Annotated in this window: 26 protein-coding genes, 1 other RNA gene and 1 pseudogene; 10 read left to right on the forward strand and 18 right to left on the reverse strand. The window is 67.0% G+C overall.

The features are described 5' to 3' along the window. The 3 genes from Q0D93_RS08195 to Q0D93_RS08205 form a co-directional block, all read right to left on the reverse strand. Positions 1-2,355 (reverse strand): chemotaxis protein CheA, encoded by a 2,355-nt coding sequence (locus tag Q0D93_RS08195; protein ID WP_294392781.1) that lies wholly within the window; start codon positions 2,353-2,355, stop codon positions 1-3. A gap of 102 nt (positions 2,356-2,457) precedes the next feature. Beyond that, positions 2,458-3,081, reverse strand: a complete 624-nt coding sequence (locus Q0D93_RS08200; RefSeq protein ID WP_294392783.1) for a histidine phosphotransferase family protein — start codon at positions 3,079-3,081, stop codon at positions 2,458-2,460. A 4-nt stretch (positions 3,082-3,085) separates the two neighbouring features. Continuing rightward, positions 3,086-3,529 (reverse strand): M67 family metallopeptidase, encoded by a 444-nt coding sequence (locus tag Q0D93_RS08205; RefSeq protein ID WP_294392786.1) that lies wholly within the window; start codon positions 3,527-3,529, stop codon positions 3,086-3,088. A 91-nt stretch (positions 3,530-3,620) separates the two neighbouring features. Between Q0D93_RS08205 and Q0D93_RS08210 the strand changes: the two genes are divergently transcribed. Together Q0D93_RS08210 and rpoH are read left to right on the forward strand one after the other, a co-directional pair. After that, entirely contained in the window at positions 3,621-4,544 is a 924-nt protein-coding gene (locus tag Q0D93_RS08210; RefSeq protein WP_294392837.1) for an RluA family pseudouridine synthase, read from the forward strand. A gap of 69 nt (positions 4,545-4,613) precedes the next feature. Continuing rightward, entirely contained in the window at positions 4,614-5,522 is a 909-nt protein-coding gene (gene rpoH / locus Q0D93_RS08215; RefSeq protein ID WP_294392787.1) for an RNA polymerase sigma factor RpoH, read from the forward strand. Positions 5,523-5,588: 66 nt separating this feature from the next. On the opposite strand, the gene Q0D93_RS08220 is transcribed toward rpoH, so the two are convergent. Next, on the reverse strand, positions 5,589-6,407 hold the full coding sequence (locus Q0D93_RS08220; protein WP_294392789.1) for a transporter: 819 nt from the start codon (positions 6,405-6,407) through the stop codon (positions 5,589-5,591). A gap of 71 nt (positions 6,408-6,478) precedes the next feature. On the opposite strand from Q0D93_RS08220, the gene mtgA reads away from it, so the two are divergent. Beyond that, a complete protein-coding gene (gene mtgA / locus Q0D93_RS08225) occupies positions 6,479-7,225 on the forward strand; it encodes a monofunctional biosynthetic peptidoglycan transglycosylase (protein WP_294392791.1) in 747 nt (248 codons plus the stop codon). Between the two features lie 63 nt (positions 7,226-7,288). Then, on the forward strand, positions 7,289-8,308 hold the full coding sequence (locus tag Q0D93_RS08230) for a glycosyltransferase family A protein (protein WP_294392793.1): 1,020 nt from the start codon (positions 7,289-7,291) through the stop codon (positions 8,306-8,308). A 4-nt stretch (positions 8,309-8,312) separates the two neighbouring features. Here the strand turns inward: Q0D93_RS08230 and Q0D93_RS08235 are convergent, their stop codons facing one another. The 7 genes from Q0D93_RS08235 to ffs form a co-directional block, all read right to left on the reverse strand. Next, complete coding sequence (locus Q0D93_RS08235; RefSeq protein ID WP_294392796.1) at positions 8,313-9,482, reverse strand: glycosyltransferase family 2 protein; 1,170 nt, start codon at positions 9,480-9,482, stop codon at positions 8,313-8,315. After that, the gene (locus tag Q0D93_RS08240) at positions 9,482-10,675 is read right to left on the reverse strand and encodes a glycosyltransferase family 4 protein (protein WP_294392798.1); all 1,194 of its coding nucleotides are present in this window, start codon (positions 10,673-10,675) and stop codon (positions 9,482-9,484) included. Before Q0D93_RS08240 ends, Q0D93_RS08235 begins: the two co-directional genes overlap by 1 nt. Positions 10,676-10,750: 75 nt before the next feature. Continuing rightward, entirely contained in the window at positions 10,751-11,026 is a 276-nt protein-coding gene (locus Q0D93_RS08245; RefSeq protein ID WP_294392800.1) for a YciI-like protein, read from the reverse strand. A gap of 5 nt (positions 11,027-11,031) precedes the next feature. Continuing rightward, the gene (locus tag Q0D93_RS08250) at positions 11,032-11,367 is read right to left on the reverse strand and encodes a YbaB/EbfC family nucleoid-associated protein (RefSeq protein WP_294392802.1); all 336 of its coding nucleotides are present in this window, start codon (positions 11,365-11,367) and stop codon (positions 11,032-11,034) included. Then, entirely contained in the window at positions 11,364-13,037 is a 1,674-nt protein-coding gene (locus Q0D93_RS08255; RefSeq protein WP_294392804.1) for a DNA polymerase III subunit gamma/tau, read from the reverse strand. Before Q0D93_RS08255 ends, Q0D93_RS08250 begins: the two co-directional genes overlap by 4 nt. Before the next feature lie 104 nt (positions 13,038-13,141). Then, on the reverse strand, positions 13,142-13,996 hold the full coding sequence (bla, locus tag Q0D93_RS08260) for a class A beta-lactamase (protein WP_294392806.1): 855 nt from the start codon (positions 13,994-13,996) through the stop codon (positions 13,142-13,144). A gap of 19 nt (positions 13,997-14,015) precedes the next feature. Beyond that, an RNA gene (gene ffs, locus Q0D93_RS08265) (signal recognition particle sRNA small type) lies at positions 14,016-14,113 on the reverse strand. A gap of 108 nt (positions 14,114-14,221) precedes the next feature. Between ffs and Q0D93_RS08270 the strand changes: the two genes are divergently transcribed. Then, positions 14,222-14,662 (forward strand): PAS domain-containing sensor histidine kinase, encoded by a 441-nt coding sequence (locus Q0D93_RS08270; protein WP_294392809.1) that lies wholly within the window; start codon positions 14,222-14,224, stop codon positions 14,660-14,662. A gap of 235 nt (positions 14,663-14,897) precedes the next feature. Here Q0D93_RS08270 and infC read toward each other — a convergent pair whose 3' ends face one another. The 4 genes from infC to lptF form a co-directional block, all read right to left on the reverse strand. Continuing rightward, the gene (infC, locus tag Q0D93_RS08275; protein ID WP_294392839.1) at positions 14,898-15,437 is read right to left on the reverse strand and encodes a translation initiation factor IF-3; all 540 of its coding nucleotides are present in this window, start codon (positions 15,435-15,437) and stop codon (positions 14,898-14,900) included. 90 nt (positions 15,438-15,527) lie between these two features. Further along, positions 15,528-16,097: a methyltransferase domain-containing protein gene (locus Q0D93_RS08280; RefSeq protein WP_294392810.1), complete on the reverse strand. Its 570-nt coding sequence runs from the start codon at positions 16,095-16,097 to the stop codon at positions 15,528-15,530. Beyond that, entirely contained in the window at positions 16,094-17,191 is a 1,098-nt protein-coding gene (gene lptG, locus Q0D93_RS08285) for an LPS export ABC transporter permease LptG (protein ID WP_294392813.1), read from the reverse strand. The genes Q0D93_RS08280 and lptG overlap by 4 nt, the downstream gene beginning before the upstream one ends. Continuing rightward, positions 17,191-18,399 carry an LPS export ABC transporter permease LptF gene (gene lptF, locus Q0D93_RS08290; RefSeq protein ID WP_294392815.1) on the reverse strand — a complete coding sequence of 403 codons (1,209 nt, stop codon included), beginning with the start codon at positions 18,397-18,399 and terminating at the stop codon, positions 17,191-17,193. Before lptF ends, lptG begins: the two co-directional genes overlap by 1 nt. 120 nt (positions 18,400-18,519) lie before the next feature. Between lptF and Q0D93_RS08295 the strand changes: the two genes are divergently transcribed. The 5 genes from Q0D93_RS08295 to Q0D93_RS08315 all read left to right on the forward strand — a co-directional run bounded on the left by Q0D93_RS08295 (position 18,520) and on the right by Q0D93_RS08315 (position 24,207). After that, a complete protein-coding gene (locus tag Q0D93_RS08295; protein ID WP_294392816.1) occupies positions 18,520-19,035 on the forward strand; it encodes a DUF2141 domain-containing protein in 516 nt (171 codons plus the stop codon). Between the two features lie 9 nt (positions 19,036-19,044). Then, the gene (locus Q0D93_RS08300) at positions 19,045-20,031 is read left to right on the forward strand and encodes a diacylglycerol kinase family protein (RefSeq protein WP_294392819.1); all 987 of its coding nucleotides are present in this window, start codon (positions 19,045-19,047) and stop codon (positions 20,029-20,031) included. After that, on the forward strand, positions 20,032-20,961 hold the full coding sequence (locus Q0D93_RS08305; RefSeq protein WP_294392820.1) for a hypothetical protein: 930 nt from the start codon (positions 20,032-20,034) through the stop codon (positions 20,959-20,961). A 13-nt stretch (positions 20,962-20,974) separates the two neighbouring features. After that, positions 20,975-21,970 (forward strand): glycosyl hydrolase, encoded by a 996-nt coding sequence (locus tag Q0D93_RS08310; protein WP_294392821.1) that lies wholly within the window; start codon positions 20,975-20,977, stop codon positions 21,968-21,970. A gap of 65 nt (positions 21,971-22,035) precedes the next feature. After that, positions 22,036-24,207: a primosomal protein N' gene (locus Q0D93_RS08315; protein WP_294392822.1), complete on the forward strand. Its 2,172-nt coding sequence runs from the start codon at positions 22,036-22,038 to the stop codon at positions 24,205-24,207. A 20-nt stretch (positions 24,208-24,227) separates the two neighbouring features. Here the strand turns inward: Q0D93_RS08315 and Q0D93_RS08320 are convergent. From Q0D93_RS08320 to Q0D93_RS08330, 3 genes and pseudogenes are all read right to left on the reverse strand, one after another. Then, positions 24,228-24,994 (reverse strand): IS5 family transposase gene (locus Q0D93_RS08320; RefSeq protein ID WP_294392824.1). Its coding sequence is split into 2 segments (ribosomal slippage): positions 24,228-24,670 and positions 24,670-24,994, totalling 768 coding nucleotides; the frame shifts between segments, so codons are not numbered across the junction. Positions 24,995-25,038: 44 nt separating this feature from the next. Further along, a complete protein-coding gene (locus tag Q0D93_RS08325; RefSeq protein ID WP_294392826.1) occupies positions 25,039-25,857 on the reverse strand; it encodes a MerR family transcriptional regulator in 819 nt (272 codons plus the stop codon). 102 nt (positions 25,858-25,959) lie between these two features. Further along, positions 25,960-26,096, reverse strand: a pseudogene (locus Q0D93_RS08330) (IS5/IS1182 family transposase); the annotation flags it as partial.

Here is a 26,096-nt window from a genome sequence, read left to right on the forward strand (position 1 = left end):
TCACCTTCCCACGGCGACATGGCTGCGCAGCGCCTGGAGCAGCGCGTCGCGATCATAACGGTAGATGCTGTCGTCGCCCGCACCTCCGGTGTCCGTCGTCTGGCGGAGCCGGATCACCGGCGCGTCGATCCCGACCGGCGGGGCGCCCGAAGCGACCACCACCGAGACATGATCCCGCACCGGCTCCCCGGCGAAGGACACGCGATAGCCGGCTGCCTTGAGCAGGGGCGCCAGCACCTCGCGCGCCCAGGGATCGTCCGAGCCGGCGACCAGGCACAAAGGCGACTTGCCCTGCGCGGGAAGGTCGCCCGCCTGCGAAAACAGCCAAAAGGCGTCCAGCATCTCAATCGGCTGGCCATCGTGCAGGACCACGCCCGCAACCGGCCCGGCGATGCGGGCCGGCGCCATGTCGCCGCGCAGGTTCACCACGTCGAACACCTGCTCGATCGCGTAGGAAAGCGCGCGGGTGCCGTCGCTGAGCCGCAACACGCGCATCCGGTTGTCCGGCAGCGGACCGGCGGCATGGAGCGGCGTCAATTCCCCCTGCAGCGGCAGCATGCGGGTTCCGCCCGCCTCGATCGCCGTATCCGCCGCCACATCCTCGATCCGCTCCACCAGGGACAGGCGGATGCCACGGGTGATTCCGTCCAGATCGCGGAACAGCAAGGTGGGCAAAGCAGCCTCCTCCTGCCGGTCGCCCGGCTCCTCTACCGCCTGGTGCGTACCGACCAGAGCAATGGACGCGGCGGCGGCGATGCCGGCCACGTCCAGCAGCAGCATCGGCCGGCTGTTGTCCGGCAGGGTGGTGCCCGCATAGACGCCGCTGGCCATCAGTGCGGGCGCGGCCGGCTTCACCACCAATTCCTCATGGTCGTGCACCGCATCGACGCCAAGCGCATAACGTTCGCCGCCTCCGGCGCGCAGCACCACCAGCAGGTTGGGCGTGCCGTCGCCGCCGGTCAGCCCCATGAACCGGCCGAGATCCACTACCGGCAGGCGCATGCCGCGAATGAAGGCGACCATCGCGCCGCCCAGCCGCTCGATCCGCACCGCCGCGCCGTTCGGACGGACCAGTTCGTCGATCGCAGAACGGGGAATGGCAAAGGGAACGCCGCCGCTGCTCACCGTCAGCGCCGGGATGATGGTCAGCGTCAGCGGGACGCGCAGCGACAGGCGGGTTCCCTGCCCCGGCCGGCTGTCAATCTCCACCGAACCGCCGATCCGCTCGATATTGGCGCGCACCACGTCCATGCCGACGCCACGGCCCGACACTTCCGTCACCGCATCGGCGGTGGTCAGGCCGGGTTCGAACACCAGGTTCAGCTTGCGTGCCCAGCTCATTCCGACGGCATCCTCGCTGCCGACCAGCCCGGCGGCTACGGCTTTGCGCAGAACATGGTCGGCATCGATCCCTCGACCATCGTCGATGATCTCGATCAGGATCTGGTTGGCGGACTGTCGCGCGCCAATGCGCAGCTGACCGGCCTCCGGCTTGCCCGCGCGGCGGCGTTCTTCCGGCGACTCGATGCCATGATCCAGCGCATTGCGGACAATATGGGTCAGCGGATCGCGGATCATCTCGATCATCTCGCGATCCAGCTCGACATCGCTGCCGTCCGTTTCCAGCCGGGCCAGCTTGCCAAGGTCACCCGACAGGTCGCGCACCATGCGCGGCAGCATGGCAAACAGCGTCTCGATCCGCGACATGCGGGTGCGGGTGATCGCCTCGCGCATCTCGCCCACGCATTGCGACAGCCGCTCGAACGCGATCTCGGTGGTGGATTCGGTGCCGGACGCGCGCAGCAGGCGCGACAATTCGTTTCGCGCGAGCACCATGTCGGACACGCCCGCCATCATCCGGTCGAGCAGTTCCACCGGCACGCGGATGCTGCGCGCGACGGTGCGCGTCGGCGGGCTGGCGGGCATTGCCGTGCCACGCACCGGCTGGTCCGCCTCCAGCAGGACAGGCTCGGCCAGCGCGACCTCCGCCCTCTCGCTCAGCGCGGAAATCAGGAACTGCTCGTCCACCTCCGGCAACGTCTCGCCCGCTTCCAGCGCGTTGGTCAGCTCGCCGATGCGGTCGATGATCGCCAGCACGGCGCTGACCAGGGCGGCGTCGGGCTGCCGGTTGCCGGAGCGGACGTCGGCCAGCACATCCTCCGCCGCATGGCTGAGCCGCTGGAAACGCGGCAGATCGAGAAAGCCGCAGCTTCCCTTCACCGTATGGACGAAGCGGAAGATCGAATCGAGCCGATGGCGATCGGACGGGTCGGCCTCCCACGCCACGATCTCCCCGGCGAGCGCCTCAAGCGTTTCCCGGGTTTCGGCAATGAAGTCGTTGAGCAGGTCGTCCACGGCACCATCCACGAAGTTCCGGGACGATGTGCCATGGCGCGGGTAAAAAAGGACTTAAGCATGGGTCAGGCGCGCCGCAGGGCGCCGCCCGCGCCGAAGCGATCAGGCGTGCGAGGCGGCGAGGAGCAGCAGCCCCTCCTCCTCCGCCAGCTGCAGCGTGCGGCCATTATCCTCCGCCAGCTTGCGCAGCAGCCATGCCGCCGACGTGCGCGAGTTGATCGCGTCCGCATTGCCGCCGCCGGAAAGAACCTCCCGGATCTCCGCATCCATGACGATGCGGGCGCCTTCCGCGCGCACGACCACCTCGCCATCCTCGACCGCAGCCATCAGCCGTCCGCCCCGCACCAGGGCGTCGAGCGCGACCATGCCCAGGTTCAAGAGGATCTTGGCCGCATCCTTGGCGATGCCGGGCTGCTCCACCAGCCACAGCAGCTCGACACGCGAATTGCCGCGAACGAGGCCGGCCAGGGCAGCGCGCACCTCCTCGGCCGCGACCTCCTCCCCGAAGCCGCCGGCCGAGCCGAAGGCCAGGCGGAAGAACTTGAGCTTGTCGGCGGATGTGCGTGCGCTTTCCGCCAGCAACTCCATCACCCGCTCGCGCATGGCGGGATCCTCCTCGTCCGCCAGCAGCTCCAGCCCGTTCATCAGAGCGCCGACGGGGCTCAACAAATCGTGGCACAGGCGCGAACAGAGCAGGCTGGCAAATTCGACGGAGGCATTGGACATGGCTTCATTCCCCGGGGGCAGAATTGCGATTGGGCGCGGCATGGCCGGCAAGCGTGCCATCGTCTGTGACGATCAGGCGGGCTTCGGTAAAGCCGTCTTCGCCCGCCAGCCACGCGCGGACGATTCCCCCGCCCACGATCAGCCACATCGTGCCGGGCTGCGCCGCCGCACGATCCCGATGGGAAGGCGTCGGCTTGCCGTTGGGGTGCGAGTGGTAGCAGCCGATCACGGCGGGTCCGCCTGCCCGCTGGGCCCGGTAGGCGGCGATCAGCGCCGCGGGATCGAGCTCGAACGTGTCCCCCCGCCGCTCCGCGACGTTGGCGAGCGCGCGCACCGCCATGATCCGGCCGGGCACCCCGAACAGCAGGCCGCAGACTTCCTCATCGGGCCGGGCCGCGGCCTCGCCCACAATGGCGTCCGACACTGCGCGCGAGATAACGACCTGCATGGGACCGACATAGCAGCCCGGCCTTGAAAATCATGGGCGACGAACCATATCGGGCCGAGTGGACGCGGGGGTGTCGATCAAACATGCGGTGATGCCGCCGGACATGGCCGGGTGGCGCCTTGATCGGGCGCTGGCCGCCGCATTGCCGATTCTGTCGCGCGAACGGCTGAAGAGCCTGATTTCCGCCGGTGCCGTGACCGTCGACGGCAAGCTGGTGCGCGACCCCGCCGTCAAGGTGTCGGGTGGCAATGCGGCCGAGATCGCGATTCCCGATCCGACGCCAGCCGGCAATGCCGCGCAGGATATTCCGCTGAACATCGTGTTCGAAGACGACCATCTGATCGTCATCGACAAGCAGGCCGGCCTGGTGGTCCATCCCGCCTGCGGCAATCTCGACGGCACTTTGGTCAATGCGCTGCTGCATCATTGCAGGGGTTCGCTGTCCGGCATTGGCGGGGTGGAGCGGCCGGGAATCGTCCATCGGATCGACAAGGATACGTCGGGACTGATGGTGGCCGCCAAGACGGACCGCGCGCATACCGGGCTCGCCGCGCAGTTCGCCAAGCACAGCATCGACCGCCGCTACAAGGCCATCGTGATCGGTCAGCCGCGCCCGCCGGCGGGGCGGATCGAGGGCAATCTCGGCCGCAGCCCAGCCAACCGCAAGAAGATGGCGATCGTCGGCCCCGGTCAGGGCAAACATGCGGTGACCCATTACACCACCTTGCAGCCGCTGCGCGATGCGGCGCTGGTGGAATGTCGGCTGGAAACGGGGCGCACCCATCAGGTGCGCGTCCACATGGCGTCGATCGGCCATCCGCTGCTCGGCGACCCCGTCTATGCGGAACGGAGGCGTAATTTTCGTAACCTTCTGACGGAATTGGCGTTTAATCGTCAGGCGCTTCACGCGGCACGGCTCGGCTTCATCCATCCGGTGACAAGCGAGGCTTTGTCGTTCGAAAGCAACATGCCGGCAGACATGCAGGAACTGTTCAGTCATCTCTGTGTAGAGTGACGATCGCAGACGGCGGAGTCGTCAATGGCTCTGCCGGGACCGATGAAGGTCCGGGGAGAAGTAGGTATCATGGCCAGCGGCAACACATCGGTGGCAACCATTCCGGCGTTGGGCGGGGAGCAGAGCCTCAACCGTTACCTGTCCGAGATCCGCAAGTTTCCGATCCTCCAGCCGGAGGAGGAATATATGCTCGCCAAGCGTTTCCAGGAGCATGGCGATCCGGAGGCGGCGGCCAAGCTCGTCACCTCGCACCTGCGGCTCGTGGCGAAGATCGCGATGGGTTATCGCGGCTATGGCCTGCCCGCGTCCGAGCTGATCAGCGAAGGCAATATCGGCCTGATGCAGGGCGTGAAGAAGTTCGAGCCCGATCGCGGCTTCCGCCTCGCCACCTATGCCATGTGGTGGATCCGCGCTTCCATCCAGGAATATATCCTGCGGTCGTGGAGCCTGGTGAAGATGGGCACCACCGCCGCGCAGAAGAAATTGTTCTTCAACCTGCGCCGGATGAAGAGCCAGATCGACGCGTTCGAGGAAGGCGACCTGAAGCCGGAGGCGCTGGCCAAGATCGCCAAGGATCTGGGCGTGACCGAGGATGAGGTCACCTCCATGAACCGGCGGATGGCGATGGGTGGGGATACCTCGCTCAACGTCATGGTCGGCGAGGATGGCGATGCGCAGTGGCAGGACTGGCTGGTCGACACCGATCCGCTGCAGGACGAACGCATTGCCGACGCGCAGGAAAAGGATGTCCGCCACGACATGCTGACCGAGGCGATGGACAGCCTGAACGATCGCGAGAAGCATATCCTGGCCGAACGCCGCCTGGCCGACGACCCCAAGACGCTGGAGGAACTCTCCCAGGTCTATGGCGTCAGCCGCGAACGGGTTCGCCAGATCGAGGTGCGCGCATTCGACAAGTTGCAGAAGGCGATGATGCGGATCGCCGGCGAGAAGCGCCTGCTGCCCGCCATGGCCTGAAGGCACGGGGTGGACGCTTCGGATCGTCCACCCATGCTCCTGCCATAGACAGGAGCGCGCGGGCGATCAGAACTTTTCGCTGACACCCAGATATAGCTGCACGTCGGGCGAGTTGTGGTTGAGCCCGGCATTGCCGCCCACGTCGAATTGCACTCGACTCCCGGGGTGATAGGCAAGCGACAGCGCCAGCAGCGATTGCGTGCTGTGATGGGCGGGGTCGCGGTCCCGGATGGCGGCAAGTTCTACCATCACGTCCATCACCCGGCTCACCGCCGCCTGCACGCCGGCAACGCTGCCATAAGCGAGATGGCGGCCATGCGCGTCTTCGTTGGCGGCCGCATCGATCTCCGGTGTGAGTTCAAAGGTCAGCGTATCGTTGATCGCATAGGTTGCGGGCACCGTCAGCCCCGCGCTCCACACGCCGTCTCCGAGGTTGCTCTTGCCGGTGGGCAGGGTCGCAAAGGGCAGCAAGGCCAAGGAGAGCCCGTTGCCGTCGGGATGCGTCAAATTCCGCTTGAGGCCAACCGTCACGTCGCCCACGCCGCCGGTCCGCTCCAACGAACCCGTGGCACGATCCCGTTCGCGGACATGCGCATAGCCCAGCCAGTCGAGCCGCAGCTCAGTGCTGTCCCCGACGCCGTAGCGGACCAGCACGTCGCCCAGTTCGATCCGGTCGATACGGCTCTCGCTATCACTGGTGCGCTCCCAGCTGCCGATCCCCGCCTCGACCTGCACATGGCCGGGATCGACCGTGCAGGGCGCGGTGCCAAGGCCGGGCCGATCGGAGCACAATTCGCGCAAGCCATCCTGCGCCATGACCGGCGCCGCAGCCAACGCGGCCGCAAAGATCGTAACGATGACGCGCACCCGAATCCCCTTTTTCATTGTGGCTCCCCAACGATGATGCCAGGCGCCCCGTTCCCGTTGCCGGATCATTCCGCTAAGGCGCGCCTCCGATGGCTGCACGACGACCGAAACCCGCCCCCGCTTCCGCCCGCGCGCGCAAGGGCGTTGCGGTACGTACATGGCCGCGCCGCATCCTGGGCTGGGTAATACGGGGCGTAATCCTGTTTTTGCTCGGCTCCGTCCTGCTCGTCCTGTTCTACCGCTTCGTGCCGCCGCCGGTCACCATCACGATGCTGGGCGACCTGGCGCAGGGGCATTCGATCAACAAGGATTGGATTTCGCTGTCGCGCATGGATCGGAACATGGCGCGGGCGGCGATCGCGGCGGAGGACGGCAATTTCTGCACCCACCACGGTTTCGATTTCTCCGCGATGCAGAAGGCGTTCCAGGGCAATGTCCAGGGGCGCCGCTTGCGGGGCGGATCGACCATCAGCCAGCAGACCGCCAAGAATGTCTTTCTGTGGCAGGGGCGCTCCTACGTCCGCAAGGGGCTGGAGGCATGGTTCACCCTGCTGATCGAGACCATGTGGGGCAAAAGGCGGATCATGGAAGTCTACCTCAACGTCGCGGAGACCGGCATCGGCACCTATGGCGCCAACGCCGGGGCGATTCGCTACTTCCATCACGACGCCAGCCGTTTGTCGCCCGCGGAGGCGGGGCGGATCGCCGCCGTCCTGCCCCTCCCCTCCAAGCGCGAGGCGATCGCGCCGACCGGGGCGACCCGCCGCTACGGCAACCGCATTACGCAACGGATCGGCATGATCCGGCGCGGCGGCTATGACCGCTGCCTGCGGTAAGGCCGTGGCGGCAGGGGTAAAATCCGCTCGCCCCCCGATCTGCTCCCGATTAAGAACCGCCTTGTGACAGACAGCCCAGTTCCAGCCGATCGCATCGGCGTCGTCGTGATCGGCCGCAACGAAGGCGAACGGCTGAAGGCCGCGCTGGCGGCGATCCGGGGTATGCCGAACATCGCCTATGTCGATTCCGGATCGACCGACGGCAGCCAGGACCATGCCCGCGCGATCGGGGTGGAGGTGGTGGAACTGCCGGTGCCGCCCAAGTTCACCGCAGCGCGCGCACGCAATGCGGGTGTGGAGGCGCTGCTCGCCCGCAATCCCATGATCGACCGTATCCAGATGATCGACGGCGATTGCGTGGTGGAACGTGGCTGGATCGCGGCCGCCTCCGCCGCATTGGATGCCGACCCCCGACTGGCCGGCGTGTTCGGTCGGCGGCAGGAGATCGCGCCCGATCGCAGCGTCTATAACCGCTTCTGCGACAATGAGTGGAATACGCCGATCGGCCCGGCGCTCGCCACCGGCGGCGACGCCATGTTCCGGGTGACCGCGCTGCGGCAGGTGGGCGGCTATGCGCCCGAACTGATCGCCGGGGAGGAGCCGGACATGTGCCTGCGCATGGGCCGGCATGGCTGGCGGTTCCTGCGGATCGACGCGCCAATGACGCGCCACGACGCCAACATCCTGCGCTTCGGCCAATGGTGGCAGCGGGCCCGGCGGGCCGGCTATGCCGCGACCTCCCATGTGCTGCGCCACGGCCGCGCCTCCCTGCCGGGCGACATCGGGCAGGTGGTGCGGATGCTGCTGTGGGGCGTGGCGCTGCCGGCCTTGATCCTGCTGCTGCTGGTGCTGGCCTTGGTCTCGTCGCACTTCATCCTGGCCGCCTTGCTGGTGCTGGCCATCTATCCGCTGCAATGGCTGCGGCAGGCGCGTTCGGAGCGGGCGAGCTGGCCGTCCGTGCGCGGTGCGCTGGCGGCCGGCGGATTGCGTGTCCTGCACCAGTTCGCGGCCGTGTCGGGATTGACCAGCGCGGTGGCGGACTGCCTCGTCCGCCGCGACCGCAAGATCATGGAATATCGCTGAGAGGTCAGTCCACCCGCTCGGTCCGAACCCACGCCGCCTGCTGCTGGCGGCGCGCGAGGCGGGTGTAGAGCGCGACTTTCCACAGCAGGTATAGCGGCAGGCGCACCAGCATCCTGAACGGCAGCACCTGCCTCCCCGCCACGACCCAGGCCGCGAGCACGGATAGCGTCAGCGCCCCGAACAGGGCCGCCTGAATGCCGAAGGGAACTGCCGACACGCCCACCAGCGGCAGCAGGCCGAACAGCAGCAGCACCGCCGCATTGCCCATGAGCAGCAGGGTCAAGGGCGGGACCAGCACGTGCAGCCCGATCCAGAACAAGGGCCAGCTGCGTCGCATGAGGCCTTGGCGCACCAGCGGCATGGCCATGGTGCGGGCGGTCGCCATGAAGCCGCCTTCCCAGCGAGCGCGCTGGGTTTCGGTGCCGCCCGCGCTGCTGGGGGTGGACCAGGTCCGTGCCCGCTCCTCGAAGGCCGGCGAAAAGCCCGCCTGAACCAGCTCGATCCCGATCGCCAGATCCTCGACGATATTGCCGGTCGCCAGGTCGAGCGCGGCGAACTGCGCCCACGGAAAGGCCATGCCCGAGCCGGCGAGCGGGGCGGACGCGCCGAGCCGCGCGCCGCCGCGCTGACGGATCAAGTTCTTCACCAGCATGGCGAAGTTGGAGATCTGCACCACCGGCGCATCGCTCGGTCGGCTGCGGAACAGGTAGCAGCCTTGAACGGCGCGATTGCGCGCGATGGCGGCATGCGCCAGCCGCTCCACCGTGCCCGGGTCGAGCGTGCAGTCGGCATCGACCACGATCACCACCTCGGGCGGGTCCGCCGCCAGCTGCTCCCGCCCGAACGCCAGGGCATAGCCCTTGCCGCGACGATCAGGCTGGTTCAGCACCGCCACCTCCGCGCCCGCCGCACGCGCCTCGGCCGCGGTCGCGTCGTTGCAATTGTGGGCCACCACCAGATGGCGAACGCCCGGCGGCAGGATTGCGGCGAGCGCCTGTACGGTAGGGCCGACCACCGACGCCTCGTTATGGGCCGGCGTCAGGATGGCGATGCGGGGCGACGCGCCGCGCCCGGCACGCTGACGCAGCGGCGCGATGCCCAACGTCACCTCCGCCAGGAAGATCAGGTCCACCGCCCATAACGGGGCGGCCAGCAGGATCAGCAGCAGCGCCATCACAGCACGCCGATCGCTTGGCCGAGGGCGCGGGCATTCTGGCCGGCATCATGCTGGGCCAGCACGCGCTGCCGTCCCACCTCCCCCATCTCCCGCAGGCGCACCGGATCGGCGGCCAACACCTGCTCCATCGCATCCGCCAGTCGCTCGATCGAGCCCGCAGGGATCAGCCAGCCGCATTCCTTGTCCACCAGTTCGGGCGTGCCGGCGATCTGGGTTGCGACCACCGGTATGCGCAGGGCCAGCGCCTCCATGATCGCCACGGGCAGCCCTTCGGCAAAGCTCGGCAACACCATGGCGCGTGAGGCGCTGATGATCTCCCGCACGCCGGACGCGGCGAGGTAGCCGGTGATGCGGACCTTTTCGCCCAACCCCTGATCGCGCACGGCCTGCTCGATCTCCGCCCGCATCTCGCCATCGCCGACCAGGGTCAGGCGGAAATCCACACCGCGCCGGTGGAGCAGGCCGGCGGCCTCGATCAGCAGCGGCAGACCCTTCTGCCCGCTCAACCGGGCGACGCAGCACAGGTCGGGACCGGCACAGGGTGCGGCCGGGGCCGCCGACGCGAACACCTGATCCACGCCGCAGCGCACGACCCGCAGCTTGCCCCACGCCTTGGGATCGGTCCAGCGCATCAGCTGGCTCCGCCCGAACGAACTGATGCCGATCACGCATGCCGCGTCCGCGATCTTGCCCGGCAGGTCGAGCGCCAGCGGACCGTCGAACTCCTCAGGCCCGTGCACGGTGAAGCTGTAGGGGAGCCCGGTGAGGCAATGCACCATGCGCGCGACGGCGGCCGAATTGGTGCCGAAATGGGCGTGGACATGGACGACGTCCTTCATCTGTCCCGTCAACCAGCAGGCCTCCACCAGATAGGCCAAGTGGCGCAGCACCTTCTTGGGCGCGCCCTGGCCCATGGCAACCGCGATCCGCGCGGCCTTGATCCAGCGGCCGGGGCGCTTCACCGCCACGCACGCGGTGGCTGCCAGCAGGCGGAACGCGCCCTGCCCCAGCACGACCTGCGTCCGCTCCCGCTCCGCGCGGTCCTGCGGATCGGGCAGCTCGGCAGGGGCTGCGCGAAAGGAGAAGCGGCGGACCGACACGCCGGCCTCTTCCAGGCCGAATATCTCGCGACGAATGAAACTGTGGCTGACGGTGGGGTAGTGATTGACCAGATACGCAACCGTCATCATTCACTCCCTGAAGCGTAGCGCACCCCTATACGCGGGCTTGCGACGCGTCCAGAATGGCGGCGTCACGGGCGGAGATCAGGCAGGTCGATCTATCGGCTGTGCGGCATCCTTGCCGATGACGGTGACCCATTCGCGCACGCGCCACGCCTGCACCAGACCTTCGGTCACATAGGGATCGCCGCCGGCGAACAGCAGGACCGCCTGATCCGCCGGATCGGCCAGCGCGCCGCCCAGCACCAGTTCACCCCGCGCCACCGCGGCGACGGCATAAGCAAGGTGGACATCGCGAAAGCGGGCGCGTCGCTCCAGATAATCCGAAGCGACGTCGTAGAAGAGGAGGAAGTGGCGCATGCCCCTCAGAAGGGCAGCTTGAAGCCCGGCGGCAGCGGCAGGCCCGCCGTCATCTTGCTCATCTCCGCACTGCCGGCCGCATCCGCCTTGGCGCGCGCATCGTTGATCGCGGCCGCCACCAGATCCTCAAGCATCTGCTTTTCGGAGACTTGCAGCAAGCTATCGTCGATCTCGACGCCGAGGATGCGGCCCTTGGCGGTCGCCTTGATCGTCACGAGACCGCCGCCGGCCGCGCCTTCGACCTCGATCTTGTCGAGCCCGGCCTGGGCATCCGCCATCTGCGACTGGATGTTCTGGGCGGCTTCCTGCGCCGCCTTCATGAGTTCGTTGATGTCCTTCATGGCATGCTCCGTGCGTCTTCGATCAGTTCCGCCTCCGGGAAAGTGGCGCGGACCGCCACCACCATCGGCGCGTTGAGGATGTCGTCGCGCGCCGCCTGGGCGGCCGCCTGCTCCTGCTGCAGCAAGCTCGGTTCGGAGGGCGCATCGCGCAACTCCACCTCCCACGCCACATCGGTCAACCGCTTCAGCGTCGCGGTGAGTTCGCGCGCAAACTCGCCCGGCAGCGGCTTGACCGGCCGTATCACCAGATGCGGCGGATCGTAGCGGATCAGCCCTGCATAATCGTGCAGTTGCTGTGCCACATGCGCCTTGCCTTTGCCGGCCAGCAGCGTGATCAGCGCCTGAAAATCGCCGGGCAGCTTGGACGGCGGAGGCGCCGCATGCATGGGCGGCGCGACAGGCGCGACGGCCACCGGGGCGGACGGCTGCGGCGACTCGGTCGCAGGCGCGGCAGCAGCAGGTGCCGTCACCCCGCCATTATGGATGCGCCGCGCCAGTTCGCCCGGATCGGGCAAGGTGCTGGCATGGACGACACGCAGCAGCGCCATTTCGGCGGCCTCGCGCGGCTGCGGCGCGGTCTGCACCTCGCCATGACCCTTGAGCAGCAACTGCCACAGGCGGTGGAGCGTGGCGAAACCCATCTCCGACGCCCACAGGCCATAGGCCTCCCGCTCCTCATGGCTGAGCGCGGGGTCATCCCCGCCGCCCACCTTGGCGCGGGTGACGCCATGCACCACCTCCAGCAGACCGCGCAGCACCGCCGCCGGCTCGATGCCCAGCGCATGTTGCTGCTCGACGGAGGCGAGTACGGCGGGCACGTCCGTCGCCACCAGGCTGCCGAACAGCCGCCGGATCGCGCCGCGATCGGACAGGCCCAGCATCTCCCGCACCTGATCCGCGCCCACCCCCTGCCCGTCCATGCCGGCGTGCGCGATCGCCTGGTCGAGGATGGACAGGCCATCACGCGCCGACCCTTCCGCCGCGCGGGCGATCAGGGCCAGTGCCTCCGGCTCGGCGGTGACATGCTCCGCCTCCACCACATGGGCGAAGTGTACGGCCAGCAGGTCGGCGGGGATACGCTTCAGGTCGAACCGCTGGCAGCGGGACAGGACGGTTACCGGAACCTTGTTCACCTCGGTCGTGGCGAACAGGAACTTCACATGCGCCGGCGGCTCCTCCAGCGTCTTCAGCAGGCCGTTGAAGGCCGCCTTGGACAGCATGTGGACCTCGTCGATGATGTACACCTTGTAGCGCGCCGACACGGCCGCATAGCGCACCGCCTCGATGATCTCGCGGATATCGTCGATGCCGGTGTGGCTGGCGGCGTCCATCTCCACCACGTCGATGTGGCGCCCTTCGGCGATGGCGACGCACGGCTCGCACACACCACACGGATCGATAGTGGGCCCGCCCGTCCCGTCCGGGCCGATGCAGTTCAGCGCCTTGGCGATGAGGCGCGCGGTCGAGGTCTTGCCGACTCCGCGCACGCCGGTCAGCAAAAAGGCATGGGCGAGCCGGTCGCGCTTGATCGCATTGCCCAGCGTCTGCACCATCGCATCCTGCCCGATCAGAGCGGAAAAGGTCTGCGGGCGATATTTGCGCGCGAGCACGCGATACGCGTCCTGCCGCTGCGGTTGCGGCGGTTCGCCGAGGTCGAACGAGTCTGCCATGTTGCCCTTACTCTACAGGCAAGCGCCGCCCGGGGGGAAGCGTCCGTGCACGTCGCTCGCCTGATCGCCCCGCGATGTCGGATCGGGCTCTCGCGAAAGCCCGCTCAGACCAGCACTGCGGCGGCAATGCGAGCAGCACGGCAATGCGCGTCTTCGCGCTCCTTGGGCGAAACGTTGGGCGCATCGACATAGCAGGCCATCAACACGGGTGGCCGGCCAGCGGCGGGCCACGCGATCGCCACGTCGTTCGTGGCTCCGCGTTCGCCGGTGCCGGTCTTGTCCCCGACCCGCCACGTCGGTGGCAGGCCCGCCCGCAACCGCGCCAAGCCGGTGCGGCTCTCCACCGCCCACCCCGCCAGCCGTTCACGCTGGACCGGGGCAAGGCCGGCGGAGCCGAGCAGATTGCGCATCAGCGAGAGCATCGCCCACGGGGTGGTGGTGTCCCGCCGGTCGCCCGGCAGATTGGTATTGAGCGCGGGTTCGGTTCGATCCAGCCGAGTCGGCCCGCCGCCATGCGCCCGCATGAAGCGGGTCAGCCCGGCGGGGCCGCCTACCAGCGGCAGCAGCAGGTTGGCGGCGGCATTGTCGGAGTGGATCATTGTGGCCGCGCAGAGTGCCGCGATGGAAAGCGCGCCATCCGGCAAGGCCGCCTGAACCTCCGGCGCGCGGGCCTGCGCTGCCTGCGGACCGACACGCACCATCCGATCGGGATTGATCCGGCCTGCGTGGACATCGGCCAATATGGCGGCCACCAGCGGCAGCTTGACTGTCGAGCACAGGGCGAAACGCTGATGCGCACGGTGAACGAGCATTGCACCGCTGGCAAGATCAAGCGCAGCAAAGCCCAGCCGTCCGCCGGCGAGATCCCGTTCGACATCATCGAGCCGATGGGCTGCGGTATAAGCGGGACAAACCGCGAGAGCCAGCAGAGCGGAGCAGACCTGGCGGCGCGTCACCATGACATGGCGCATAGCAGGCCAAGGTGGGAGCCGGAACGACCCGACGCAAAATCGTTGTGGCTGCTTCCTTCCGGATCTGACCAGGTTGGCGACGACGCCGTCCGCCCGACTCCCGAGCCGCATATGGTCGAGGTTGCAGCCAAGGGCAAGCGGCGACCCTCGCGATTGTTTCGATAGCTTACATTAAGTTGTCGACTCGTTTCACACGCGTATTAAAGTAGCGTCATGATGTCCCAGATCGATCGCGCCCGTCATTACGCCAAGCTGGTCGGCGAAACGCGCATGTACGAAGCTTTGCTGGACACGATGGCTGATGCCATCGTGATCACAGGCCTGGAGCTGGACCGGCCCGGACCGATCGTCACCTTCGTCAATCGCGTGTTTGAACAGATGAGCGGTTACAAGCGGGCCGATTTGATCGGATCAGATCCGCGACGTCTGCAAGGGCCGCAAACCGATCCTGTCGAACTTGCGCGCATGAAGGCCACGTTGAGCGCGGGAGAGATTTTTTCCGGTGAGGTCATCAACTATGCCAAGGATGGACAGACTTATCTGATGGCATGGACCATCGTGCCGGTACGCAATTCTGCCGGGGCATTCACATGCTGGCTGGCGGTGCAGAACAATATCAGCAGGGACTTGAAGGCGGCGCTCGCGACCCGCTAGCTCCTGTCCAGCTGGGCTGCGACCGGTGCGTACGTAGGAGGTAGCCGGGCAGGCGGGCCGGCGCGGCTTGCAACGCGACGCTCCCGCCGTTGAACATAGCCACAGCCCAGGCACAATCACGACAGCCGCGCGAATCGCCAATCTACCCACTGCGTTACCGCTCGCGCGGACCTGAACCGACAGCAGGTACGAGCGGCGTGCCGTCTGGACGACACGCCGCTCCACATCGCCGTGCTTATTTCGGCGCCAGCACCATCAGCATCTGGCGGCCTTCCATGCGCGGAAACTGCTCCACCTTGGCGACTTCGGCCGTGTCGGCCTGAACCCGCTGCAGCACCTGCATGCCGAGCTGGCCATGCGCCATCTCGCGCCCCCGGAAGCGCAGGGTGCACTTGACCTTGTCGCCCTCCTCGATGAACTCGAAGACCTTCTTCATCTTGGTCTCGTAATCGTGGTCATCGATGTTGGGACGCATCTTGATCTCCTTGATCTCCTGCGTCTTCTGGCTCTTGCGGGCGAGGTTGGCCTTTTTCTGGTTCTCGTACTTGTACTTGCCGACATCCAGGAACTTGGCCACGGGCGGATCGGCGTTGGGCGACACCTCGACCAGGTCGAGTCCGACCTCGGCTGCCTGCGCCATCGCTTCCCGCGTATACATCACGCCCAGATTGTCGCCGTTCTCATCGATCACCCGCACCTTCTGGCTCTGGATGAACTCGTTGTAACGGGGGCCGTTCAGTGGCAGCGGCGGCGCTCCAAGCGGGCGGCGCGGCATCATGGGCGGTCGTATAGCGCATTCTCCTTTGGCGGCAGAATGCCGCGTCGAGGTTGATATAATGATTCCACTGCATTTTTGAAATAGCGGCTATCCATGCGTCGGCTTTACGGCGCGAAGCGAGACCTGAAGCTCGCGCGCCACGTTCCAATAACGGTCGGCCGCCTCGCGCAGCCCTTCGCGGCTGAGGCTTCCATCCTGCACCTTGGCGAGCCAGGCGGGATCATAGGCCTGGACGATGGTCTCCACCTCGAAATCAACGTCCATCACCATCGCCAGCATGGTGTAGTTCGCCCGCGCCGCAATCCATTGCCGGTTCTGCCGCTTGGACATCATCCGGAATGTCAGCGGCGTGAAGGCGCGAACATGGGTCGGGTCCGACCAGAAGGTGTCGTGCCGGACGTGCGGCACATGGATTTCCAGCAGCCCGCCGGGCGCCAGGATGCGGTACAATTCGCGCATCACCGCCGCAAAGCTCTCGAAATCCGCACCGACATGCTCCAGCACATGCTTCATCAGCACATGCTCAAAGCCGTTGTCGGGCAGGTCCCACGGCGTGTCCTCGATGTCGAGCATCCGGTCGGGCTCGCACTCGGGAAAATTGTCGACGTTGAGCCAGCCGTCGCGCTTGTCGAACCCGCAGCCCAGATTGAGCTTCATTCTTCCGTCCGGATCAGAACCGCCTCCCCAATCAGCAGGAACAGCAGAAACGGCGCCCATGCCGCCAGCAAGGGTGGGTAGGCCCCAATATTGCCCATCGCCAGCGCGAAATTATCCGCCACAAAGTAAGCGAAGCCCAGGGCCATGCCGATCACGGCGCGGATGAACATCTTGCCCGACCGGGCCAGACCGAAACCCGCCACGGATGCCAGCAGCGGCATCAGGAAAGCCGACAGCGGCCCCGACAATTTGTGCCACAGCACCGTCTGCAGCGAGGCGGTGGGCCGTCCCGCCGCGCGCAGGTCGCCGATTGCCCGATTGAGCGCGCGGAACGACAATCCATCCGGATCGACGGACGACAAGGTGAAACGGTCGGCCGTCACCCCGCGGCCGATCACCAGAGTCGGCCGCGGGGTGACGGTGCCCTGCCCCACGTTGAATTCGCGGACGTTGCGCAGCACCCAGCCGCCATGGCCCTGCGCGGCCGTGTCGGCAGTGGTGATCGCCATCAGCCGGTCGCCCGCCCGGTCATAGAGCGACACCCGATGCAAGACGGTGCGCGCGCCCCGCCCGGTGACAGTATCCGCATGGATCAGGTCTTCGCCGGCGCGCACCCATACGTTGGACACGATCCCGCGATGGTCCGGCACCTTGCCGTAATCCACGTCCTGCCACGCCGACAACGCCGCCGTTGCGCGGGCCACCACATGATCGTTGAACCAGAAGGACAAGGCTGCCACCGCCAGGCTTGCCAGGAACAGGGGCGCCAGGATCTGGTGGGCGGAGATGCCCGCCGCCTTCATGGAGATGATCTCGCTATTCTGGTTCATGGCGACCAGCGTGATCAACGTGCCGAGCAGGATGGCGAAAGGCAGGAACCGCTGCACCAGCTGCGGCACGCGCAACGACACGTAGTGCCACAGGGCAGCGTCGCCATTGCCGGGATAGGCCAGGATGTTGCCGCTCTCGCCCAGCAGGTCCAGCGCCATCAGCACGATGATCAGGCCCGCGAGCACGCCCGCCGAACGGGCGATAAACAGCCGCGCCATGTACCAGCTGATGGTCTTGGGCGGAAAAAAGGGTCCCGTGCGCATCAGGCGGACACCTTGGGCTTGCCGATCCAGCGGCGGACGAGGGCACCGACCTTTGCGGCCTGCCGCTCCAAGGCGCCGATCGGCTGTCCGCCCGGCACCGTGGCCAGGGTCCGGTACATCCACCAGATCAGGCCCGCGAACAACAGGAACGGCACCCACAAGGCCAGGATCGGATCCACCTGGCCGCGTCCGCCCAGCGCCTCGGCATATTCGTTGATCTTATGATAGGTCACGATCATCACAATGGAGAGGAACACGCCCAACGCGGAGGTCGACCGCTTGGGCGGCACCGCCAGCGCCACTGCCAGCAACGGCAGCAGCAGCATGGTCGCCACCTCCACCAGGCGGAAATGATATTCGGCCCGGCTCTTCAGGCGCAACGCCCGCGCATTGGCCTCGGTATGGCCGGAACGGACCAGTTCGGGGATGGTCAGCTCGCCATCGCGCCCGCCCCGTTCCCGGAACGCGCCCTCCTGCGGGAGGGGAATGGGCAGATCGTGGCTTTCGAACGTCAGCACGCGCGGAGCCGGGAAGTTCGGCGCATTGTGCGCCAACGTGCCGTTGCGCAGGCGGAAGATGATGGTGTTGGGATCGTCCGTCGCCAGGAAGCGGCCCTGTTCAGCGGTGACCGCAAGTTTCTTGCCACCCTGCGTTTCCGCCATCACGAAGATACCGGACAGTTCGCGCCCGCCGTCGCGGCTGCGCTCGACCCGCAGGGTCATCTGCTTGCCCAGTTTCGTGAATTCCCCCACCTTGATCGACGCGCCCAGCGCGCCGGACCGCAGCTCGAATCGCAAGCCTTCATAGGCATAGCGCGAATATGGCTGGAGGAAGCCGACGATGGCCAGGTTCACGGCGGCAAGCGCGATGGCGAATGCGAACGGCACCCGCAGCAGGCGCGGATAGCCGATCCCGCACGCCAGCATCACGTCCAGCTCCGACGTGGTCGCCAGCCGCCGGAACGCCAGCAGGATGCCCAGCATCAGGCCGATCGGAATGCCCAGCGAGAGATATTCGGGGATCAGATTGGCCAGCATCCGCCAGACCACGCTGACCGGGCCGCCCTCCTCCGCCACGAATTCGAACAGCCGCAGCATCTTTTCAAGCAGCAGCAGCATCGCCGCGATCACCAGCGTCGCCAGCAGGGGCACGGCGATCAGGCGGGCGATATAGCGGTCGATCAGGGAAAGGCCGGCGCCGGATTTCAAATTAAGGTCGCTCCATGACCATGTTCTGGCCGCATTCACGACCAATCTGTTTCCGGCATGGGGGCGAAGGTCGCCCGGCATCCCGCGGCCGGGCCTATAGCTTCCGGGAGTTTTGAGGTCATGTCGAATTTCGCCTGCTGGATGATGGGAGCCGCCGCCGCCCTGGGCGCGGTCGTACCCGCCGGTGCGGCGGTGCTGGGGCCGCATGCGGCGGATTGCGCGCGCGGCGGATCCAGGCCGGCGATGCTGGTGCGGGTAGACGGGTTGAAGACGCGCACGGGGATGCTGCGGGTGCAATCCTACGGCGATCCCGCGACCTTTTTCGACAAGGGCGCCTATCTGGAACGGGTGCAGGTGGCCGTGCCGCGCAGCGGGCCGGTGGAGGTCTGCATGGCACTGCCGCGCGCCGGTACCTATGCCGTGTCGGTGCGCCACGATGCCGACAGCAACGGCAAGCCGGACCGTGGCAGGGACGGCGGGGGCTTTTCGGGCAATCCCAACGTCTCGCTGCTGGATGTCGTGTTCAAGCGCAAACCTTCGCCGTCGCAGGTGCAGGTGCGCGTGTCGGGGGTCACGGTGGTGCCGGTGACGCTCAATTATCTGCAGGGCGCGTCCGTCGGGCCTATCGGCGGTTGAAGGATATAGATGGTTCGGGTCGCACTCCTCTCCAATCCTCGCTCCACCGGCAACCGGTCTCTGCTGCCGCGCGTGCGCAGCTTCTGCGCCGCCCATCCGGAAATCTTCCACTATGAGGTGGAGAAGATCGAGCAGATCGACGCCGCCTTGCGCACCATCGCCCGCGTCCGTCCGCGCGTGCTGGTCATCAATGGCGGCGACGGCACGGTCCAGTCGACCCTGACCGAATTGTATCACGGCAACCAGTTCGATGGCGCCCCGCCCCCCGTGGCGGTGCTGCCCAACGGCAAGACCAACCTGATCGCGCTGGACCTGGGCGCCACCGGCGATCCGATCGTGGCGCTGGAACGCGTACTGAAACTCGCGCAGGGGCCGCTGGACGACCATATCGTCACGCGCGAACTGATCGCGCTGACGCATGAGGAAAATGGCGTCGGCGACGGGCTGAAGCCGGTGCTGGGCATGTTCCTGGGCGGTGCCGGGCTCACCGATGTGATGCTGTATTGCCGCAACAAGATCTATCCGCTCGGCCTGCCCAACTGGCTCAGCCACTTCCTGACGCTGCTGGCGCTGTTGGTGACGATGTTCCTGGGCGTGCGCGCGCGTTTCCTGCCGGACCGGCCGTCTCCGGTGAACGTGTCGCTGATCCGGCAAGGCGAGATACAGGGCCGCTTCGCCGTGCTGATCGTCACCACGCTGCGCAAGATGCTGATCGGGTCCAAGATCGCGCCCGGTCTGCCGCATAGCGGCGCGTTGCAGCTGATGGCGGTGGAGCAGAACCCGATTGCGCTGCTCCGCGCGATCGTGGCGGGGCTGTTCGGCAAGCTCGGCAGCACGTTCATGACGGGCGTGCATGTCGGCCGGGGCGATGAGATTCGGATCGAGGGCGAACGGTCGAGCGTCATCCTTGACGGCGAGATTTTTTCGGCCGGGCGCGGGCGATCGATCGTGCTGCGCCAGACCGATCCCCTGCCCTTCCTGCGCCTCGCCGCGTAAGTGGCGGAACAGGCTCTCCGCGCGCTCGTCGCCGAGGAACTCGGCCGGGCGGTGGACCCGCGGGTGGCTGCCATCGCCATCGCCATCGCCGCTCGCCACCCGACCGCGCAGGCAGTGCTCTATTATGGCTCCACCCTGCGCGACGCGCGGCTCGATGGGCTGATGCTGGATTTCTACCTGATCGTCGGCGACTATCGCGCGGCGTTCGGCCGCGCATGGCTGGCAACCGCCAATCGCCTGATCCCGCCTAATGTCTTTCCCTTTGAATATAATGGCTTGATCGCGAAATACGCGGTTCTGTCAGAGGAGGATTTCGCGCGGCTTGCTTCCTCCAGAACCCGCAACGTGTCGGTATGGGCCCGCTTTGCGCAGCCCTCGCGGCTGGTGTGGGCGGCGGACGACGCCGCCCGCAACCGCGCGATCGACAGCGTGACGCAATGCGCGCCGGCCCTGCTCCGCGCCGCCCGGCCTTGCCTGCCCGACCGGATCGATCCGCTGGACCTGTGGCGTGGGGCCTTCGCCCTGACCTATGGGGCGGAGCTTCGGGCCGAGCGGAATGCGCGCGCCGGTTCGGTCGTCGATGCCGAGCCCGCGCGGTATCGTGCCTTCACTCTGGCGGCATTGCAGGCCGCAGGATTATCCGCGCGATGTGACGCGGATACGTTGACTTTCGACCACGCCGTCTCAGCCGGCGAGCGCCGCCACGGACGGCTGTTGTGGGCCCGGCGCCGACGGGAAGGCAAAGCGCTGACCCTGCTGCGTCTGGCCAAAGCAAGCGCCACCTATGCCGGCGGGATCGACTATCTCGCCTGGAAGATCGGCCGCCACTCCGGGCATGCCGTCACCATCCGCCCCTGGCAAAGGCGCTGGCCGATCCTAGGTGCGATCACCTTGCTGCCGCGCTTGGTTGCAAAAGGCGCCATTCGCTAGCAAACCTCCATCCATGACGATCACACGGCGATTGGCGCTGGCAGGCGCAGGTGCAGCGGGGCTGCTGGCGGCAACACCTCTTTCCGCGCAATCCCCGCGCCGGCTCAGCAATCGCAAGGCCTCGCGCGAGGCGAAGGCGCTCTACGCCTATCTGTGGTCGATCTATGGCCGCAAGACGCTGACCGGGCAGCAGGAACAGAACTTCACGCCGGCGGGCGCCCGCACCGAACTGGACTATCTCCAGCGGGTCACGGGCAAGCAGCCGGCCTTGCTGGGCCTCGACTATATCGAGCCATCGGACGAGATCGGCGTCAATCAGCGCGCGATCGCCTGGCATCGCTCGGGCGGCATCGTCACGATCTGCTGGCACTGGGGTGCCCCGGACGTCGGCACCGGCTACGAAAACTCCAAAAAGGCGTTCGACGTCGCCGAGGCGCTGACGCCGGGGACACCGCAGAACCAGGCGATGATGGCGCAGATGGCGCATGTCGGTGACCTGCTGACGACATTGCGCGATGCCAGGGTGCCGGTGCTGTGGCGGCCGTTCCATGAATTCAGCGGCGACTGGTTCTGGTGGGGTCAGCATGGGCCGGATGCGTTCAAGGCGCTGTGGCGGCTGATGTACGATTATTACACCCGCACGCGGAAGCTGGACAACCTCGTCTGGGTGCTGGGCTGGGCCGGGCAGCAGGTGGATGCGGCTTATTACCCCGGCCGTGACTGTGTCGATATCGCCGGCGCGGACATCTACGCCAAGGATCATGGCGGTCTTGCGCCGATGTTTCAGCAGGTGAAGGCGATCGTCGGCGACACCGTGCCGATCTGTCTCCATGAAAACGGCCCGGTGCCCGATCCCGCCACCTTGGGGCCGGATGCGGACTGGCTGTGGTTCATGACGTGGCACACGCGCTGGCTGACCGGCGCCGATCAGAACACTCCCGAACTGCTGCGCAGCTATTACAATTCGGATCGCTACCTGACCAAGGACGAGTTGCCGCGGATCAGGTGATCCGCACGCGCGCCGGCAGCACCAACCATTGCCATCGGATGGGGCGGCACCCTAACTGATCGCGCATGAACAAGCGCGCGCGCGTCCTCCTCCTCAATGCCGCACTCGGTCCGCTCGATTACCGGGTGGACCGCGAGCATGCGGTCGAGCCCGGATCGATCGTGCTTGCCCCGCTCGGCCCCCGCCAGCTGGCCGGCGTGGTATGGGAACCCGACGCGATGCCGTCGGATGCGGAGGTGGGGGACAATCGCCTGCGGCCGTTGCTGGGCGTCTACGACCTGCCGCCGCTGAAGGCCTCGCTCCGCCGCCTGATCGAATGGACGGCGGACTATTACCTGGCGCCGCCCGCCGCCGTGCTGCGCATGGCGCTCGCCTCCGCCTCGGCGCTGGACGGCGTGCGGACCGTCACCGAATATCGCGCGACAGGGCATGTCCCGCCCCGCCTGACGCCGCAGCGCGCCCAGGCGCTGGAGCGGATCGACAACCGTCAGGGCCTGGTCCGCGAACTCGCCACCATCGCGGACGTCTCCGACGGCGTGATCCGCGGGCTGGTGAAGGCGGGCGCGATCGCGCCGGTGGAGGTGCGGGTCGACGATCCTTACCCCCTCCCCGATCCCGACCACCTCCAGCCCGACCTTTCCCCCGAACAGCAGGCTGCCGCCGATCGCCTGACCCAGGCGGTGGACGCGCGCGTATTCGCGCCGATCCTGCTTGATGGCGTGACCGGATCGGGCAAGACCGAGGTGTATTTCGAAGCGGTCGCCGCCGCGCTTCGCAGCGGCCGGCAGACCCTGGTGCTGCTGCCCGAAATTGCGCTGACCGAACCCTTTCTGAAGCGGTTCGCCAACCGCTTCGGCTCCGCGCCGGTGGCGTGGCATTCGGACCTGCGCCAGTCGCAGCGCCGCCGCGCCTGGCGGGCCATTGCCAGCGGCGAGGCGAAGGTGACGGTGGGGGCGCGCTCCGCCCTGTTCCTGCCCTATCGCGACCTGGGCCTGATCATCGTCGACGAGGCGCATGAGGCTAGCTTCAAGCAGGAAGACGGGGTGATGTACCACGCTCGCGATGTGGCGGTGATGCGCGGCGGTTTCGAGCAGATCCCAGTGGTGCTCGCCTCCGCCACGCCGGCGATCGAGACGCGGCAGCAGGTGGCGCAGGGCCGTTACGGGGAAGTGAAGCTGCCGGCCCGCTTCGGTGGCGCCACCATGCCCGACATCGCCGTGATCGACCTGACCCATGACCGCCCCGACCGCGGTCGCTGGCTGGCCCCCCCGCTGGTGGACGCGGTCAAGGAGACGCTGGAACGCGGCGAGCAGGCTTTGCTGTTCCTGAACCGGCGCGGCTATGCCCCGCTGACGCTTTGCCGCCATTGCGGACACCGCTTCCAGTGCCCCAACTGCACCGCCTGGATGGTGGAGCATAGACTGACGGCGCGGCTTGCCTGCCATCATTGCGGCCACGTCATGCCGCCGCCGCGCGCTTGCCCCGAATGCAAGGAGGAGGATGCGCTGGTCGCCTGCGGCCCCGGAGTGGAGCGGATCGCGGACGAGGCGGCATTGCTGTTTCCCGAAGCCCGGACAGCGATCGTCACGTCCGACACGCTCTGGTCCCCTGCCAAGGCCGCCGAGTTCGTCAACCGGATGGAGGCGGGCGAGATCGACATCGTCATCGGCACGCAATTGGTCACCAAAGGCTATCATTTCCCCAACTTGACTTTGGTCGGCGTGATCGATGCCGATCTCGGCCTGTCGGGCGGCGATCTGCGGGCGGCGGAGCGCAGCTTCCAGCAGATCGCCCAAGTTGCCGGGCGTGCTGGACGCGGCGCCAAGCCGGGCCGCGTACTGGTTCAGACCTATGAACCGGCGGCACCCGTCATCCGCGCGCTGGTGTCGGGCGATGCGGACAGCTTCTACGCGGCGGAGACGGACGCCCGGCGATCGGCCGGCGCGCCGCCGTTCGGCCGGTTTGCGGCCATCGTGGTCAGCTCGGAGAACCTGGACGAGGCCGCCGAGACGGCGCGCATCATCGGCCGGGCCGCGCCGACGGTGGACGGGATGCAGGTGTACGGCCCCGCCCCCGCTCCGCTGGCGATGCTGCGCGGGCGGCATCGCCAGCGGCTGCTGGTCCACGCCCGCCGCGCACTCGACGTGCAGGATGTGATCCGCACATGGCTCGGGAAGCTTGATCTGCCCCGCGGCGCACGCGTCGCGGTCGACGTGGATCCCTACAGCTTCTTGTGACCGCGTGATTCTCTTCCGGGCTAGGCCGTAGACTCATAAGCCCGGAGCCAGAGCCGCATTGATGCGAGCTGGATCATGGCGAGGAAGTTTGCGGCGAGCTTGTCATAGCGGGTGGCGACGCGGCGGAAGTGCTTCGGCTTGGAGAAGAACCTCTCGATCAGGTTGCGCTCGCGGTAGAGCCGCTTGCTGAAGCAGGGCTTCCACCGCCGGTTGCTCTTGGGTGGGATGTTGGGCGTGGCGCCCTGGTCCTGGATCAACTGGCGGATGCGGTCAGCGTCGTAGGCCTTGTCCGCCAGCACGATGGTGCGCGGGCCGAGGTGGTCAAGCAGCGTGTCGGCGATCTGCCCGTCGTGCGTCTGACCTGCCGTCAGGCCGAGCCGGATCGGGAGGCCCTGCGCGTCGACGACGACGTGGATCTTGGTCGTGAGCCCGCCGCGTGATCGACCGAGACAGTGATCTGCACCCCCTTTTTTGCCGTCGCAGCCTGCTGGTGGGCGCGAACGGAGGTGCTGTCGATCATCTGGATCTCGCCGTCATGGGCAGCGGCGATGGTGTCCATCAGCCTGTCCCACACGCCCGCCTTTCGCCATCGCACGAAGCGGTTGTAGCAGGTGGTGCGCGGGCCATAGCGCTCGGGTAGGTCGCGCCACGGCGCACCGGAGCGCAGCACCCAGAAGATGCCGTTCAGCGTGCGGCGGTCATCGACGCGCGGCACGCCTCTCGGCTTGTTGGGCAGCAGCGGCTCGATCACGCGCCACTCGAAATCGGTCAGATCATATCGGCTCATAACGACGCTGAATCAAAATCAGCGTCGATATGAAAGCCTTCGCATCAGCCCTCGTCAGGTTTGGGCATAACGCCCGCTGCGATCGCCGCACCATATGCTTGTGCGACGAAGTCCATCATGTCGTTCGATGAACTCGACGCTGCGGCAAAGGCGGGCTGCTGATGCGTCTCGCGCGCCACCGCTTTCAACTTCCTGGTCAAGGCCGGGTTGCCGCCCGTCGCTTCGAAAACCTTCTCCATCCACCGCTGGGCGAGGTCCATCGCTTCCGGCGAGCGGGGGTCACCGGACTTCATCAGCCGCGCTGCCTCTTCGTGCAGCGCTTCCCAGTCGGTGTCCGGCTGGCTCATTCCGCGGTAGCCGTTGGCGTCCAGGGTCGCCTGATCCGCGGAGGAGAAATGCTTTGCCGCAACAGCTTCATAGGCGTGGCTCAGATCATCGGTGCGCTTGTCGGTCATAGCCGTTTCCTTGGTGAGGTTCATCAGTTCGTCCGAGGAAAGGCCGCCTTGCCGGGCGAGCTTGGCTCTTGCAGCCGACAGCAGCCGCAGCGCCTTGCCGACGCGCTTCGCTTCCTGGCGGAGCACCTGCTCGTGCAGTTCCAGGAACGTCGCGAGGTCGGGGAGGCCGCCGCCCAGAAGCTCGGCTATCCGGCTGAGCGAAAAGCCGAAACTCTTCAAGGCGATCACCTGGTGCAGGCGACTGATCTGGTCGGGGCCATAGACCCGCCAGCCCGCCGCTGTCCGCTCGGCGCGGACCAACCCATGCGACTCGTACAGCCGCAATGCCTTCCCGCTGACGCCAAACCGGCGAGCGACTTCTGCGGAACGGAGATAAGGCTCGGTCTTCGCCAACGTGCTGACCTTCATCGAACGATCTGCTCTATCGGGCCGGCCCCAGGGGCCGGTGCAAGAGGAAATCGCCAGAAGGACGACAGCTCGTCCGCTTCCGCGTAGTTATGGGTTCACGGCCTAGGTCGTAGACTCATAAGCTCGGAGCCACAGCCGCATTGAGGCAAGCTGGACCATGGTGAGGAAGTTGGTGGCGAGCTTGTCGTAGCGGGTGGCGACGCGGCGGAAGTGCTTCAGCTTGGAGAAGAACCGCTCGA

It is taken from the genome of uncultured Sphingomonas sp., from assembly GCF_934560975.1.
Classification (GTDB): domain Bacteria; phylum Pseudomonadota; class Alphaproteobacteria; order Sphingomonadales; family Sphingomonadaceae; genus Sphingomonas_I.

Excerpts from the sequence above, each read along its gene's own strand:
- Q0D93_RS08205 (WP_294392786.1), bottom strand. The coding sequence starts at position 3,529 with ATGCAGGTCGTTATCTCGCGCGCAGTGTCGGACGCCATTGTGGGCGAG.
- Q0D93_RS08245 (WP_294392800.1), bottom strand. The coding sequence starts at position 11,026 with ATGCGCCACTTCCTCCTCTTCTACGACGTCGCTTCGGATTATCTGGAG.
- infC (WP_294392839.1), bottom strand. The coding sequence starts at position 15,437 with ATGCCGCGCCGCCCGCTTGGAGCGCCGCCGCTGCCACTGAACGGCCCC.
- Q0D93_RS08310 (WP_294392821.1), top strand. The coding sequence starts at position 20,975 with ATGACGATCACACGGCGATTGGCGCTGGCAGGCGCAGGTGCAGCGGGG.
- Q0D93_RS08240 (WP_294392798.1), bottom strand. The coding sequence starts at position 10,675 with ATGATGACGGTTGCGTATCTGGTCAATCACTACCCCACCGTCAGCCAC.
- Q0D93_RS08235 (WP_294392796.1), bottom strand. The coding sequence starts at position 9,482 with ATGGCGCTGCTGCTGATCCTGCTGGCCGCCCCGTTATGGGCGGTGGAC.
- Q0D93_RS08255 (WP_294392804.1), bottom strand. The coding sequence starts at position 13,037 with ATGGCAGACTCGTTCGACCTCGGCGAACCGCCGCAACCGCAGCGGCAG.
- Q0D93_RS08280 (WP_294392810.1), bottom strand. The coding sequence starts at position 16,097 with ATGAAGCTCAATCTGGGCTGCGGGTTCGACAAGCGCGACGGCTGGCTC.
- Q0D93_RS08200 (WP_294392783.1), bottom strand. The coding sequence starts at position 3,081 with ATGTCCAATGCCTCCGTCGAATTTGCCAGCCTGCTCTGTTCGCGCCTG.
- mtgA (WP_294392791.1), top strand. The coding sequence starts at position 6,479 with ATGGCTGCACGACGACCGAAACCCGCCCCCGCTTCCGCCCGCGCGCGC.
- Q0D93_RS08295 (WP_294392816.1), top strand. The coding sequence starts at position 18,520 with ATGTCGAATTTCGCCTGCTGGATGATGGGAGCCGCCGCCGCCCTGGGC.
- rpoH (WP_294392787.1), top strand. The coding sequence starts at position 4,614 with ATGGCCAGCGGCAACACATCGGTGGCAACCATTCCGGCGTTGGGCGGG.
- Q0D93_RS08325 (WP_294392826.1), bottom strand. The coding sequence starts at position 25,857 with ATGAAGGTCAGCACGTTGGCGAAGACCGAGCCTTATCTCCGTTCCGCA.
- Q0D93_RS08250 (WP_294392802.1), bottom strand. The coding sequence starts at position 11,367 with ATGAAGGACATCAACGAACTCATGAAGGCGGCGCAGGAAGCCGCCCAG.
- Q0D93_RS08315 (WP_294392822.1), top strand. The coding sequence starts at position 22,036 with ATGAACAAGCGCGCGCGCGTCCTCCTCCTCAATGCCGCACTCGGTCCG.
- bla (WP_294392806.1), bottom strand. The coding sequence starts at position 13,996 with ATGGTGACGCGCCGCCAGGTCTGCTCCGCTCTGCTGGCTCTCGCGGTT.
- Q0D93_RS08270 (WP_294392809.1), top strand. The coding sequence starts at position 14,222 with ATGATGTCCCAGATCGATCGCGCCCGTCATTACGCCAAGCTGGTCGGC.
- lptG (WP_294392813.1), bottom strand. The coding sequence starts at position 17,191 with ATGCGCACGGGACCCTTTTTTCCGCCCAAGACCATCAGCTGGTACATG.
- Q0D93_RS08220 (WP_294392789.1), bottom strand. The coding sequence starts at position 6,407 with ATGAAAAAGGGGATTCGGGTGCGCGTCATCGTTACGATCTTTGCGGCC.
- Q0D93_RS08300 (WP_294392819.1), top strand. The coding sequence starts at position 19,045 with ATGGTTCGGGTCGCACTCCTCTCCAATCCTCGCTCCACCGGCAACCGG.
- Q0D93_RS08210 (WP_294392837.1), top strand. The coding sequence starts at position 3,621 with ATGCCGCCGGACATGGCCGGGTGGCGCCTTGATCGGGCGCTGGCCGCC.